This is a genomic window from Rhizobium sp. A22-96 (genome assembly GCF_053521805.1).
The window spans coordinates 106034-120128 of the sequence record NZ_JBNWDQ010000004.1; the positions used below are offsets into that span (position 1 = coordinate 106034).

A 14095-nucleotide genomic window follows, 5' to 3' on the forward strand; every position below is an offset into this window, starting at 1 on the left:
CATCCATGGTTTTCATCGCAGTGGAAACGAAATCGGGTTGACCGTTTTTCGCGGTCTGTACCCTGCCAGATATATGAATGACCGATGAGCTTGGCAACCTTTACGGCGGGGTTGTGGTGGGAGGTTGCCGTTCGACGGCCAAAGGAGTTCCCATGCCCGTCAATCGTGCAGCTTTATTTTGTAGCGTGGCTGGGAGTTCTCAAGCGCGATAATCGTCGCTGGTCGAAGGCTTACTTGCTCTTCAAAAGCGGCCATTTCGGTGTCGGCCAGCCGGCGGCATTGATGCGGAAGAGCAGGCCGTAGCGGGTGTAGACGATTGCGGTCATGAAGGAAAACCATCCGCCGAGTGCAAGACCGGCCATGACGTCGCTCGGATAATGCGCGCCGATCATGACGCGCGTGATCGCAAGCCAGAGGGCGCAGGCGGCAAAGATGTAGCGATAGCGCGGGAAGAGGAATGCAAGGGCGACGAAGAGGGCTCCGATAGTGGTGGCATGGCCCGATGGGAAGCTTTCGAAACTGGCCCGACCGTTGAAGGGCGAGAAGCCGAAGGGACCCCAATCGGCGAAATGCGTGGGTCGGGCGCGGCCGATGGCGCGTTTCAGCAGGTTGGCGAGAAGGCCGGAGAGCACGATGGTCGTCAGCAGATAGCCGCCGATCTGGCAGATGCGCAGCGCCTGGCAACGACAACGTTGTGAGTGAAGCAGCCTGCTGCCGGCCCAGCCTTCGAAGAAAAGGAAGGCACTGATGATGATGATCCAGCCGGAATCGCCGAAATCGGTCAGCGCCCCGCCAAAGAAGCGAATGGAGGGCGACAGGGTTTTGAGCGTCGCGCCGACAGGCCAGTCGAACAGCAGGGCGGAGAGAAGAACGATATTGGCCGTCAGGAAAAGACAGATCTTCCAGTGAGATGGCGCAAGCCGCGCATCGCTTCGCCGCCAACGTCTGTCAAGAGACGTCAAGATCGCCTGCATATCTACCGTCCCTGTCGTCTAACTTCCAATCAAGTCGACAAGAACTCCTAGCAGGCTCCTGTAACAGTATTTTTAAGGTCGTCGCCCATCGCTTCGTCGAGTCGGGATCTATGGATTGTTCGTTGCTGTCAAAGAAAAACCCCGCACTGCGCGAGCAGAGCGGGGTTGGTGTTTCACGTGAAATATAGCTGGCGATTTATGCCGAGAGAGCCTTGAATTCGGCCAGGATGGCGTCGCCCATTTCGGCCGTGCCGACCTGGCGGCTGCCTGCCGACATGATGTCGCCGGTGCGGATGCCACTGTCCAGCACGTTGGCAATCGCCTTTTCCAGCGCATCGGCTTCAGCAATCAGGTTGAAGGAGTAACGCAGGCACATGGCGAAGGAGGCGATCATGGCAATCGGGTTGGCGATGCCCTTGCCGGCGATATCTGGAGCCGAGCCGTGTACCGGCTCATAGAGCGCCTTGCGCTTGCCCGTCTTGGCGTTGGGGGCGCCGAGCGAAGCCGATGGCAGCATGCCGAGCGAGCCGGTCAGCATGGCGGCAACGTCGGACAGCATGTCGCCGAACAGGTTGTCGGTGACGATGACGTCGAACTGCTTCGGCTGGCGCACGAGCTGCATGCCGCCGGCATCGGCGAGCATGTGCTCGAGCTGCACGTCGGAATATTTTTCCTTGTGCGTCGCGGTGACGACCTGATTCCAGAGCACGCCTGACTTCATGACGTTGCGCTTTTCCATCGAGCAGACGCGGTTGTTGCGGGTGCGTGCCAGTTCGAAGGCGACGCCGGCAATGCGCTCGATCTCGTAGGTGTCATAGATCTGGGTGTCGATGCCGCGCTTCTGGCCATTGCCGAGATCGATGATTTCCTTCGGCTCACCGAAATAGACGCCGCCGGTGAGCTCGCGGATGATGAGGATATCAAGGCCGTCGACCAGTTCCGGCTTCAGCGAGGAAGCGGACGCCAGTGCCGGGTAGCAGATGGCCGGGCGCAGGTTTGCAAACAGCTGGAGATCCTTGCGCAGGCGCAGCAGGCCGGCTTCCGGACGCACTTCGTAAGGCACGTCATCCCACTTCGGACCGCCGACGGCGCCGAAGAGAACGGCGTCAGCCGCCATTGCCTTTTCCATGTCGGCATCGGAGATCGCCGCGCCATGCGCGTCATAGGCGCTGCCGCCGACAAGGCCCTCGTCGGTGACGAAACCGGCATTCTTGGCCTCGTTCATGTAAGCGATGATCTTGCGAACTTCGCCCATGGCCTCGGGGCCAATGCCGTCACCCGGCAGAAGGAAGAGATTGCGCACTGTCATGGGGAAGCCTCCGCAAAAGAAAAAGTTGCGGGGTTTTTAGACCCGCAAATGCGGCTTTTCAAGCGAGGAAGCGGCCGAAACGGTACGGTTTTCGGGCTTTTGAGTATAACCCACCACCCCTCGCCCTTCGAGACGGCCCTTTGGGCCTCCTCAGGGTGAGGGGTGGGTCTTTTGCTCGATCATGGGCCTCCCTGATCCTTCGACAAGCTCAGGATGAGGGCGGAGCGAGCTGCTAGCCGGGCGAGAGAACTAGCCCTCATGGTGAGGAGGCCCGAAGGGTCGTCTCGAACCACGACGGCGGGTGATTACCTCGACCGGCTCTCCCCAATGATCAGTTACTCAGCCAACCCGAGCGAGGCCAGATAAGCAGCCGATGCCGGGATCTTCGCCTTGTCCTTGATCTCGATGATCAGCCGCGGATTGCTGTCGAGCTTGGCGAGGGCGGCGAAGACGGCGCGCCAGTGGATATTGCCTTCGCCGAGGCTCCAGTGGCGGTCGGCATAGCCATCGGCATCCTGCAGGTGGACATGCTGCAGGCGGTTGCCGGCGGCGTGGACATAGTAATCGACCGGCGGAGCGCCTGTGTAACCATGGGCATAATGGGCATGGCCGGTGTCGATCGACACGGCGACGGCGGGCGAGTTGAAGCTGTTTGCAAGACCGACGCGGATATGGGGATCCTTGTCCTCGATGTTCTCGATGACCATGGTGAGGCCGATGTCCTCGGCGCGCTTTACCGCATCCTTGAGTGTCAGATGCGTGTATTCGATGATCTTTTCGCGCTCACCCTTGTTGTTGTCGAGGTTGTTGTAGGACCAGGACGTATAGGGGCTATGGACGACCATCTGCGTGGCGCCGATATTGGCGCAGACGTCGAGCGCCTGCAGCAGGCGCTTGGAGACGACGGCACGGACATCGGGGTCCTGCGAGGCAATGACGAAGCCCCAGAACGGGCCGTGAATGCCGAGGCGGCCCTGATGGCCATCGAGCAGCTTGCGGGCGCGCTCGGCCAGCGGCTGCCAGTCGCCGTTCAAAACTTCGGCTTCGACGAAGCTCTGCAGTTCCAGATCGCGCGGCTTTTCGAGCAGCCAGTTGCGATGGGTTTCGACGTCGTCAAGCGTCATGGCGGCGCCGACAATAGGAAGGGATGTCATGGATGGGCTCCATTGCGTGGAGAGGAATTAAGACGGGAGGAGAGGCCGCAATGGCCTCGGCAGGCTTATATGGACCCCCTTCTTGTCGATCATATTACAACACGCGGAAAAGGAGGGCCTTTCCAAATGCTTAAAACAAAAAGCCGGGCTGTTAAGCCCGGCTTTGAAACGTGACAGTTATGATGAAACCGATCAGGCGGCCCAGGGGCGCGACGCGGCGTTCGACTTTTCGTAAGTGTCGATCGCGGAGGATTTCTCCAGCGTCAGGCCGATATCGTCGAGGCCGTTCAGCAGGCAATGGCGCTTGAACTCGTCGAGTTCGAACTTGAGCGAACCGCCGTCCGGACCGGTAATTTCGAGGTTTTCCAGATCGATCGTCAGGATGGCGTTGGAGCCGCGCGAGGCGTCGTCCATCAGCTTGTCGAGATCTTCCTGGCTGACCTTGATCGGCAGGATGCCGTTCTTGAAGCAGTTATTGTAGAAGATGTCGGCGAAGCTTGTGGATATGACGCAGCGGATGCCGAAGTCGAGGAGCGCCCAAGGCGCGTGCTCGCGCGAGGAACCGCAGCCGAAATTATCGCCGGCGACGAGGATCTTGGCATTCTGATAGGCCGGCTTGTTCAGCACGAAATCCTGGTTCAGCGAACCATCTTCATGGTAGCGGGCTTCAGCAAACAGGCCCTTGCCGAGACCGGTGCGCTTGATGGTCTTCAAATAATCCTTCGGGATGATCATGTCGGTATCGACATTGACGACCGGGAGGGGTGCTGCGACACCGGTCAACTTCACGAACTTGTCCATGGGGTCCTGCCTTCATTCTCGTCTAAAGCACGAATTATCCTGCCAATAGAGCAAATCCGGCCCGAAATGAAGGAGAATCTTGGAAATGCTCTAAAACACGGCTCTTTGGTCGCAGCCTGCCCATCAGACATAGGTCCGGATCGAGGCAAATGCGTTCGGCAGCCTGCAAACAGGCTGCCGTTGCCCTGTGTTCGATGTCAGAGATCGATGATCGTGCCGCGACCGTCGTTCCAGATGCGCATTTCGCGCTGGCTGTTCGTCTTGGCGCGCACCGGTGCCGGCTTCATGCGAAGCGAAATCGCACGGGCTGCCATAAGCACGGTCAGGATACCGCCGACGGCAAGCGTCAGTGAAACGGTAAACAGCGCCATGGCTGCAAACACGGTGATACCGGCAAGCGCGATGAACAGGGAACGGATATTCTGCATGGTCGAGACCTCTCTACTTACAGCAATGTGGGCCTGTTCCTTTTCATCTGCAAGAGGAGCGTGGCTTTTTGTTGACTTGCCTGGAGATTAAAAGCGCGGCAAAACGGCGCTATGAGCCAATCCTCTTCTTCCCGTCCCGTCCGCCTGCGCCGCTCGGTCTTAAGTGTCCCCGCCATCAACCGCCGCGCTCTGGAAAAGCTTGCCAGCCTCGATTGCGACGCCGTCATCTTCGATCTCGAAGATTCGGTTTCGCCGGAAAAGAAGGCCGAGGCGCGGGAGAATTTGCGGGCGTTCTTCGCCTCGTCTGCGCTTCCCAGCAAGGAGCGGATCATCCGCATCAACGCGCTTTCCTCCAATTTTGGGGCTGACGATCTGGCGCTGGTCGTGGAACTGGAGCCGGATGCGGTGCTGCTGCCCAAGGTGGATGAGCCGCAGGACGTGATGCTCGTGGGTGACAGGCTCGCGGAAGCCGATGCGCCGGAAAACCTGCGCATCTGGGCGATGATCGAGACCCCGCGCGGCATCCTGAATGCCGCTTCGATCGCCGAGGCTGGACGCACCACGGGCAGCAGGCTCGATTGCTTCGTCGTCGGGCTCAACGATCTCAGAAAGGAAACGGGCGTGCTGCCGCAGTCGGGCCGCGCCTATCTTGTGCCCTGGCTGATGCAGGTGGTGTTGGCCGTCAGTGCCTATGGGCTTGAGGCCATCGACAGCGTTTTCAACGATTTCAAGGATATGGACGCGCTCGATGCGGAATGCGCCCAGGGTATCGCCATGGGCTTTTCTGGCAAGATGCTGATTCATCCGAGCCAGATCGAGGCCGCCAATCGGCATTTTGGTCCGGATGAAGCGGCTGTTGCCGAGGCTGAGGCGATCATATCAGCCTTTGCCGAGCCAGGTGCCGCCGATCTCAATGTCGTGAACCTCGGCGGCCGGATGGTGGAGCGGCTGCATCTTGTCCAGGCGGAAAGACTCGTCCATAAAGTTCGCCTGATCGAGCAGCGCCATCGCCCTTCGACACGTTCAGGGTGAGGGCTGGTATTTACGAAAGACGCTTTGATGAAACTCTATCGCTTCCTCACCGGCCCCGATGACGCTTCTTTCTGCCACAAGGTATCGGCAGCGCTGAACAAGGGCTGGGAGCTCTCGGGCTCGCCGACCTATGCCTTCAATGCCGGGAGCGGCCGGATGGAATGCGGCCAGGCCGTCGTCAAGGAAGTCGCCGGCAAGGATTACGATCCGGAGATGAAGCTTTCCGAGCAGTAAGAGGACGTAATTCCTCATCGAAGGCTTGATGTTTTTCCCTGACCGTCCTGCGGTCAGGGCCGATACTACCGATCCGTGGCTTCCTCGGCGCTCGCCTCGATGCGTTCCATGTCCTCGTCGCTCAGGCCGAAATGATGGCCGATTTCGTGGATCAGGACATGGGTGATGATATCGCCGAGGGTTTCCTCGTTTTCAGCCCAGTAATCGATGATCGGCCGGCGGTAGAGGCGGATCTTGTTCGGCATTTCGCCGGTCTGGGCGGTGAAGCGCTCCGATATGCCGCGACCCTCGAAAAGGCCAAGCAGGTCGAAGGGCGTTTCCAGCGCCATATCCTCGAAGACATCGTCATCGGGAAAATCTTCGATGAGGATGATGAGGTTGCCGGTGAGCGAGCGGAATTCGTCCGGCAAGTGGCTGTAAGCCTCCATAGCCAGAGATTCAAATGTGCTGATTGAGGGCGCGTGGCGGTCCCGCCAATCCTCGCTCTGGTCAATGCGAGCCATGAATGCTTCCTTCCTTAGCTGGTCATATAGAGACTTTGCGCAGCTTTTACGAGAGCGGATTGGGGCATGATGCCGAAAAGTCTTTGAGCGGCTTTCGGACGGCACCATGGTCTACCTGTTTGATTTTAGGGCGGATTCAGATTTCAGCTTGAATAGACTCCAATCATTCGGCTCTGCGCACAGGAATATTTTCTTATAAATTGGTGTTGACTCTTTTTCCGACCTCTGGAATCCATAAGAACATAACAGGAACATTATCGATCTGGAGTGAACGTCATGGCCGAGGCCGCCGTGGCGGGGGAAACGCTTTTTGCCCTGCGTGAAACCATTGCCCGACTGGAAGGCAGGCCGATACCGGCGCTGGCAGCGGCGGCGCATGAGACGCTGGCGGAGAAGGCAAGACCCTGTTCGGCGGGGGCTGCCCAATCCTTGCTTGCGATCGGGGTTGAGGACCTCGATGACGCGATGCAGGGTGGCGTGCCGCTGGATGCATTGACGGAAATCCGCTCGCTGGGCCTGCGTGATGCGGGCGTAGCCAGCGGCTTTACCCTTGCTCTTGCCGCGAGGCTTCATGCGCAAGCCGCCGGCACAGATGCGGCCATATCCCCGGTTCTCTGGATCGGCGATACGGTCGCCGCGATGGAGGCGGGCCTGCCCTATGCCATCGGGATCATGGATTTCGGACTGGAGCCGGCCGGCTTCCTGCAGGCATCTCCGCGCAAGCTGGAGGAAGCGCTCTGGCTGGCGGAAGCAGCGCTTGCCAGCGCGGCCTTTGCGGTCGTCATCCTGGAAGTGCGCGGCAATCCCGCGCGTTTCGGGCTGACGGAAAGCCGGCGGCTGGCGCTCAGGGCCAAGGCGGCAGGCCGGCCCCTGTTTTTATTGCGGCAGGGAGGCGAGGAGGAAGCGAGCAGCGCCCTCTTCCGCTTTTCCGTCGAACCCGCGCCGGCGCAGGCGCGGCCCCTGCCGGACGGATCGGTGCTTGGCGGCAGCATCGGTCATCCGGCCTTTCGTCTGACCTTGGAAAAGAGCCGCAACCCCGCGCCTCTTTCCATAACCCTGGAGTGGAATGCCCATGACCGCCGCTTTGCCCCTGTCTCCGATGCTCAGCACCCTGTCCTTCCCGGCGAACACGCAGCGCATTCTGGCGCTGACTTTTCCGCATCTGCCAACCGACCGGATCGCGCGCAAGCGCTGGGGCCTGTCCTGGCGTTCGACAGGCAGGCTTGAAGCGCCACCGCTCGTCTGCGCCGGCAGGCTGAACAATGCCATGCGGCTGACCGCGCTCAACGAGCGGGCGGAGATGATCGGCCTGAAGCGCGGCCAGGGCGTGGCCGAAGCTCGGGCGATCTGCCCTACCCTCGATGTCATCGAGGAAGATCTTGCGGCGGATCGCAAGCTGCTGGAGGCGATCGCCGACTGGTGTGACCGCTATACGCCGCTGGTGGCGATCGATGGCAAGGATGGCCTCTTTCTCGATATTACCGGCTGCGCGCACCTCTTCGGCGGCGAAGAGGCGCTGCTCGAGGATATATTGATCCGGATTTCCCGGCTCGGGCTCGATGTGCGCGGCGCCATTTCCTCCGCGCCTGGCCTCTCCTGGGCGGTCGCCCGTTTTGAAGAGAGCCGCATCGTTCCCCCGGAAGCCATGGAGGAGGCGTTGGCGCCGCTGCCGGTGGCGTCGTTGCGGCTTGGCGAGGAGAGCGTTGCCGCCTTGCAGAAGATGGGCCTGAAGCAGGTGGGCGATCTCCTGGCGGCGCCACGGGCGCCGCTTGCCCGTCGCTTCGGCGCACAGGTGTTGTTGCGGCTCGATCAGGCAGTCGGTCTCATCGAGGAGCCGATTTCGCCGCGCCGGCCGGTGGCGCAATTATCGGCCGAGCGCCGGCTTGCCGAACCGGTGCAGGCGGAAGCCGATATTCTGCAGCTCGCCCACATGCTTGCCGAAACGCTGAAGCCGGGTTTGGAGGCGCGTGGCGTCGGCGGCCGTTCCTTCGAGCTTTTGCTGTTCAGGGTGGATGGGGCGGTCTTCCGCATCGCTGCCGGGGCATCGCAGCCGCTGCGGGAGCCGGGCCGGATCGCCAGCCTGTTTAACGAGCGCTTCACCGCCATTCATGACGATCTCGATGCGGGATATGGTTTCGAGATTGTCCGTCTCAATGTGCTGCAGCACGCGCCCTTCGATGCGCTGCAGGGCGATTTCGTCGGGGAGGACCGGCAGGGCACGTCACTTGCCGCCTTTGTCGACCGGGTTGCAGCGCGGCTGGGGCCGGATTGCCTGCAGGGTTTCGAGCTCAGGGAAAGCCATATTCCCGAACGGGCCGCCCGGCCGGTGCCAGCCATGCAAATCCTCGCGGCTCGCCGGCGGACAGGCAGAGAATATGCCGGCCGCGGCTTTTTCAGGGGCGAACGGCCGTTGCGGTTGTTTCGTATGCCGGAACTGGTCGAAACCGTTGCCGCCGAAGTGCCTGACGGCCCTCCCCGGCAGTTCCGCTGGCGGCGCGTCATGCATCGGGTCAGCCGGGCCGAAGGGCCGGAGCGGCTTTCGGCGGAATGGTGGGTCGAGGAAAAGGAAGAACCTGTCCGCGATTATTTCCAGATCGAGGACGAGGAAGGCCACCGTTTCTGGCTGTTCCGCAAGGGCCTTTACGGCCAGACTGCAACGCCGCCGGATTGGTACATGCATGGGGTCTTCGCATGAGCGCGCATCCGACCCCTCTCGCGTCAGCGTCTTTTTTCGAGATCGGCGCGAGAACGAACTTTTCCTTTCTCGAAGGCGCGTCGCATCCGGAAGAGATGGTGGCGCAGGCCGCTATCCTGAAGCTTTCCGGATTTGGAATTGCCGACCGCAATTCGGTTGCCGGCGTCGTCAAGGCGCATGCGCATACCAAGGTTCTCCGGGCGGAATATAAAAGGATTGCTGAGGAAAACATTGAACGTCGCGCCAAAGGGCAGCCGGAAAAGCCGCTCCTGAAACCGGTCGCTTTCCAGCCCGGCGCCCGCCTGGTCTTTTCGGACGGCACACCCGACATTCTTGCCTATCCGCAGAACCGCAAAGGCTGGGCACATCTTTGCCGGCTGTTGAGCGCGGGCAATCTCAAGGCTGAAAAAGGCTCCTGCAAACTCCAAGAGGCTGACCTCATGGAATGGGGCGACGAGATGATGCTGGCGCTCGTTCCCGATGCTGACAGCGTGGAGACGACGGAAGGCCAGGCAAGGTTGGAACAATGCCTCAAGCGGCTATGGATGCGTTTCGGCCGGAAGTTTCATATGGTCCTGTCGCCGGCCTATGACGGGCGGGATCGGCTGGTCTTTGCCACGCTTTCCATCATTGCGATTCGAAACGGCGTGCGGCTGATCGCCAGCAACCAGCCGCTCTATCACGCAACCGAACGCAAGCCGCTTGCCGACATCGTCGTTTCGATCCGCGAGCATGTGCCGATCGCCGAGGCCGGCTTCAAGCTGGCGGCCAATGCCGAGCGTTATTTGAAGGATGCTGCCGAGATGGCACGCCTCTTCAAGGATTATCCGAAAGCCCTAGCGAATACGCAGAAATTCTTTAGCCGGCTTTCTTTCTCACTGGATGAGCTGAAGCATAATTATCCCGATGAAAGCGTTGATGGCGAAACCGTTGAGGAAACGCTGAAGCGGCTGACATGGGAGGGCGCGAGATGGCGCTATCCCGATGGAATCCCCGAAAAGGTCGCCAAACAGATCGATCATGAGCTAGTTCTTATTCGAGAGCGGCAATATGAGCCCTATTTCCTGACGGTGCATCGCATCATGGAATATGCCCGCAGTCAGAATATCCTGTGCCAGGGGCGCGGTTCTGCCGCCAATTCGACGGTCTGTTATTGTCTCCGGATTACCGAAGTCAATCCGGAAATCACGACCCTCTTGTTCGAGCGCTTCATCTCCACGGAACGCGAGGAGCCACCGGATATCGATGTCGATTTCGAGCATGAGAAGCGCGAAGAGGTTATCCAGTTCATCTACAGGCATTACTATAAGGAGCATGCGGGGCTGACGGCGGCGGTGACCAGCTATCGGGCGCGCTCGGCCGGCCGTGAAGTGGCGAAGGCCTTCGGCCTGTCGGAGGATGTGCAGTCGGCTCTTGCGAGCGGCGTCTGGGGCTGGTCGACCGAGGAACTGTCCGATCGGGAAGCAAAGCTCGCCGGCCTCGATCTCACCGACAAGACGACGAAGAACGTGCTGTCCTATGCCTCTACACTGATGGGGTTTCCTCGGCATCTGACGCAGCATGTCGGCGGCTTCGTCATTACGCGGGATCGGCTGGATGAAGTGGTGCCGATCATGCATACGGCGATGGACGATCGCTACATGATCGAATGGAACAAGGACGATCTCGACAATCTCAACATATTGAAGATCGACGTGCTGGCGCTCGGCATGCTGACCTGCCTTGCCAAGGCCTTCGACCTGCTGCTGCTGCATTACGACGTGAAGAAGGAACTTGCCGATCTCGGGAGTGGCGAATATCCCGACCGCGTACCGGTCTATGACATGATTTGCCGCGCCGACACGATCGGCGTCTTCCAGATCGAAAGCCGGGCGCAGATGAGCATGTTGCCGCGTCTTAAACCCCGCAGATTCTATGATCTGGTTATCGAGGTGGCGATCGTCCGACCCGGTCCCATCCAGGGCAATATGGTGCATCCCTATCTCAAACGACGGGATGACGTTCTTCAGAATCGACCGATCGAATACCACCGTCCGGAATTGAAAGCGGTCCTAGAAAGAACGTTGGGAGTGCCTCTATTTCAGGAACAGGCGATGCAGATCGCCATTACTGCGGCTGGATTTTCGCCCGCCAAGGCCGATCGGCTACGCCGATCCATGGCGACGTTCAAACGTACGGGAAAGGTGGACGAATTCAAGCAGGACATGGTTTCAGGCATGGTTGCGAAGGGTTACCCTCAAGACTTTGCCGAGCGCTGTTTCAGCCAGATTGAAGGTTTCGGCGAATACGGTTTTCCCGAAAGCCATGCGGCGTCCTTTGCGCTTCTCGTCTATGCCTCTTCGTGGCTTAAGACCTATTATCCCGATGTCTTCTGTGCGGCGATCCTCAATGCCCAGCCGATGGGCTTCTATGCGCCGGCGCAGCTGGTGCGCGATGCGCGCGAGCATGGCGTCGAGGTGCGGCCGGTGGATGTCAATCATTCCCACTGGGATTGCCTTCTGGAGGAAGCGCGTTTCGACAGGAACGCTGTCGAGCCGCGCCATGCGACGATGCGCGATCACATCAAGACGAACCGCGCTGTCCGCCTGGGCTTCCGGCAGGTCAAAGGCCTGTCTGAGGATGAAATGCAGCAATTGGTCGTGCGACGCGGCAATGGCTATCAATCCGTGCGCGATCTCTGGCTGCGGTCCGGGCTCGCCAAGTCGCAAATCGAGCGGCTGGCGGATGCCGATGCCTTCCGCTCCATCGGCTTGAGCCGGCGTGATGCGCTCTGGGCGGTGCAGGCGCTCGATGCCGGCAGTGCTGCCGAAAAGCTTCCCTTGTTCGATCTCGGCAATCACGCAGACTTGCAGGTAGAGCCGGCCGTTACCCTGCCCGCGATGCTGCCCGGCGAACAGGTCATCGAGGATTATCGCTATCTGTCGCTATCCCTGAAGGCGCATCCGGTTTCGTTTCTGCGCGCCGATTTCGCCAATATCGGCATCGTGCAGAACCGGGATTTGCCCAATGTGGCGAATGGACGGATGGTGACGATCGCGGGTCTGGTGCTGGTGCGCCAGCGGCCCGGTTCGGCCAAAGGCGTGATCTTCATGGCGCTGGAAGACGAGACCGGCGTCTCAAATGCGATCGTTTGGCCGAAAATATTCGACAAATATCGCGCCATCGTCATGGGCGCGCGGCTGGTCAAGATTCGCGGCAGCCTGCAGAGCGAAAGCGGCGTCATTCATGTGGTGGTCGACTACATCGAGGACATGACCTCGGCGCTGGGTATCCTGCAACGTGAGGCGCGGCGTTTCGGCGTCAGCGACCGGGCGGATGAGGCGCTGCGGCCGACCATGGATCACAGGCAGAGGAAGAAGCAGGTCTCACCGGACCTGTTGACGCGCAATACCGGCCCAGCGACGGAAGGACGCAGCGATATCGCCGAAACGGCAAATGTCATGCCCAGGGGCCGTAATTTCCATTGAGATCCAGGGCTTCGCGGCGGCAGCGATGTGCCGCTCGTTTCGCCCGTCGATAAAAATGAATCGTTTCTTTCTTGACAAAGAGCGTCTTCTTTAGCAGATAACAAGACAGCAGATGTCATGTTTGACGGACTGAGCGAAGAATGCTTGTTTGTAGCTGTAATTACATCACCGACAGGGAAATCCGGGACGTCATCAACGAGTTCCTGGATCAGGACTGTTGGCAGCTCATCGTCCCCGCCAAGGTCTATCACGCCATGGAAAAGCGCGGCCGTTGCTGCGGCTGTTTCCCGAATGTCGTTGATATCATTATACAGACAACCGAAGATTATCATGCCCGTCGCCACTCGACGGAAGCCGAAATATTTGATTTCATGTCCCGCCTGAAAAAATTTCATGAAGACAACAGGAGAGCGGACATTGAAAGGCGACAAAAAAGTCATCGAGCGGCTTAACGAGGCGCTGTTTCTCGAGCTTGGCGCAGTCAATCAATATTGGGTTCACTACCGGCTTCTCGAGGATTGGGGCTATACCAAGCTCGCCAAGAAGGAACGCGCTGAGTCCATCGAAGAGATGCAGCACGCCGACCGTCTCGTCGCCCGCATCATTTTCCTAGAAGGACATCCGAACCTGCAGACGCTTGCGCCTCTGCGTATCGGCCAGAATGTCAAGGAAGTGCTGGAGGCAGATCTTGCCGGCGAATACGATGCCCGCACGGCCTACAAGAAGTCCCGCGACATCTGTCATGACGCCGGCGACTATGTGTCGATGAAGCTGTTTGAACAGCTGCTGATCGACGAGGAAGGTCATATCGACTTCCTGGAAACGCAGCTGGAGCTGCTCGGAAAGATTGGCGAAGCCAAGTACGGCCAGCTCAACGCCGATTCTGCCGATTCCGCAGAATAATCGATATATGAATCCGGCCGCCGATCGGTGGCCGGATTTCTTGGTTCAATCTTCGGCCTTCAGGCCCGCAAGATGCTCGAACTCGGCAACGACTTTTTCGTAGACCGGCCGCTTGAAGGCGACGATCAACTCGGGCAGCATTGCCATCGGCTTCCATTCCCAGGCATCGAATTCCGGCTCATGGCCGCCTGGCGGCGGGTTGATGGCGATTTCGCTCTCGTCGCCGTCAAAGCGGAAGGCAAACCAGCGCTGCGTCTGGCCGCGGTATTTCCCCTTGAGGCCGATGCCGATCAGCTGCGGCGGCAGGTCGTAGTTGATCCAGTCCTTCGCTTCCGCCAGCAGGGTCACGGTTTTCATGCCCGTCTCCTCATAGAGCTCGCGATAGGCGGCTTTCAGCGGGTCCTCGCCCTCATCAATGCCACCCTGCGGCATCTGCCAGAGCTGCGGCGAGCCGTCATATTCGGAATTGCCGATCGGAATGCGTTTGCCGGCCCAGACCAGACCATCGCGGTTCAGCACCATGATGCCGACGCAGGGACGGTAGGGCAGGTCTTCGGCTCGCACGGGCGCGTGGGGCTTGCTCATCTTCTTCTCC

The 14095-nt window shown here is 59.8% G+C and carries 14 protein-coding genes; 7 read left to right on the plus strand and 7 right to left on the minus strand.

Annotation, left to right across the window (positions count from 1 at the left end; genetic code table 11):
* Nucleotides 1–230 precede the first annotated feature (230 nt).
* From lpxE to ACQZ6F_RS18825, 5 genes are all read right to left on the minus strand, one after another.
* Complete coding sequence (gene lpxE / locus ACQZ6F_RS18805; protein WP_449094054.1) at nt 231–974, minus strand: lipid A 1-phosphatase LpxE; 744 nt, start codon at nt 972–974, stop codon at nt 231–233.
* 196 nt (nt 975–1170) lie between these two features.
* Nucleotides 1171–2283 (minus strand): 3-isopropylmalate dehydrogenase, encoded by a 1113-nt coding sequence (gene leuB / locus ACQZ6F_RS18810; protein WP_449094053.1) that lies wholly within the window; start codon nt 2281–2283, stop codon nt 1171–1173.
* Between the two features lie 335 nt (nt 2284–2618).
* Nucleotides 2619–3437 carry a sugar phosphate isomerase/epimerase family protein gene (locus ACQZ6F_RS18815; protein WP_449094052.1) on the minus strand — a complete coding sequence of 273 codons (819 nt, stop codon included), beginning with the start codon at nt 3435–3437 and terminating at the stop codon, nt 2619–2621.
* 192 nt (nt 3438–3629) lie between these two features.
* On the minus strand, nt 3630–4238 hold the full coding sequence (gene leuD, locus ACQZ6F_RS18820) for a 3-isopropylmalate dehydratase small subunit (RefSeq protein WP_068390293.1): 609 nt from the start codon (nt 4236–4238) through the stop codon (nt 3630–3632).
* 197 nt (nt 4239–4435) lie between these two features.
* On the minus strand, nt 4436–4666 hold the full coding sequence (locus ACQZ6F_RS18825) for a hypothetical protein (RefSeq protein WP_037195680.1): 231 nt from the start codon (nt 4664–4666) through the stop codon (nt 4436–4438).
* Between the two features lie 111 nt (nt 4667–4777).
* Between ACQZ6F_RS18825 and ACQZ6F_RS18830 the strand changes: the two genes are divergently transcribed.
* The gene (locus ACQZ6F_RS18830) at nt 4778–5698 is read left to right on the plus strand and encodes an HpcH/HpaI aldolase/citrate lyase family protein (protein ID WP_449094051.1); all 921 of its coding nucleotides are present in this window, start codon (nt 4778–4780) and stop codon (nt 5696–5698) included.
* A 27-nt stretch (nt 5699–5725) separates the two neighbouring features.
* A complete protein-coding gene (locus ACQZ6F_RS18835; protein ID WP_068390286.1) occupies nt 5726–5932 on the plus strand; it encodes a DUF1737 domain-containing protein in 207 nt (68 codons plus the stop codon).
* A 65-nt stretch (nt 5933–5997) separates the two neighbouring features.
* Here the strand turns inward: ACQZ6F_RS18835 and ACQZ6F_RS18840 are convergent, their stop codons facing one another.
* Nucleotides 5998–6435, minus strand: coding sequence for a metallopeptidase family protein (locus ACQZ6F_RS18840; RefSeq protein ID WP_034481264.1), 438 nt, complete (start codon nt 6433–6435; stop codon nt 5998–6000).
* Between the two features lie 276 nt (nt 6436–6711).
* Between ACQZ6F_RS18840 and ACQZ6F_RS18845 the strand changes: the two genes are divergently transcribed.
* The 5 genes from ACQZ6F_RS18845 (at nt 6712) to bfr (ending at nt 13500) form a co-directional block, all read left to right on the plus strand.
* Nucleotides 6712–7662 (plus strand): ImuA family protein, encoded by a 951-nt coding sequence (locus ACQZ6F_RS18845; protein ID WP_449094050.1) that lies wholly within the window; start codon nt 6712–6714, stop codon nt 7660–7662.
* Nucleotides 7663–7702: 40 nt separating this feature from the next.
* Nucleotides 7703–9130, plus strand: coding sequence for a Y-family DNA polymerase (locus ACQZ6F_RS18850; protein WP_449094119.1), 1428 nt, complete (start codon nt 7703–7705; stop codon nt 9128–9130).
* Nucleotides 9127–12597 (plus strand): error-prone DNA polymerase, encoded by a 3471-nt coding sequence (locus ACQZ6F_RS18855; protein WP_449094049.1) that lies wholly within the window; start codon nt 9127–9129, stop codon nt 12595–12597. The genes ACQZ6F_RS18850 and ACQZ6F_RS18855 overlap by 4 nt, the downstream gene beginning before the upstream one ends.
* A gap of 140 nt (nt 12598–12737) precedes the next feature.
* The gene (locus ACQZ6F_RS18860) at nt 12738–13049 is read left to right on the plus strand and encodes a (2Fe-2S)-binding protein (RefSeq protein ID WP_077470444.1); all 312 of its coding nucleotides are present in this window, start codon (nt 12738–12740) and stop codon (nt 13047–13049) included.
* Nucleotides 13015–13500, plus strand: a complete 486-nt coding sequence (bfr, locus tag ACQZ6F_RS18865) for a bacterioferritin (protein ID WP_068390272.1) — start codon at nt 13015–13017, stop codon at nt 13498–13500. Before ACQZ6F_RS18860 ends, bfr begins: the two co-directional genes overlap by 35 nt.
* Before the next feature lie 45 nt (nt 13501–13545).
* Here the strand turns inward: bfr and ACQZ6F_RS18870 are convergent, their stop codons facing one another.
* Complete coding sequence (locus ACQZ6F_RS18870; protein WP_077470445.1) at nt 13546–14085, minus strand: RNA pyrophosphohydrolase; 540 nt, start codon at nt 14083–14085, stop codon at nt 13546–13548.
* Between the last annotated feature and the right edge of the window lie 10 nt (nt 14086–14095).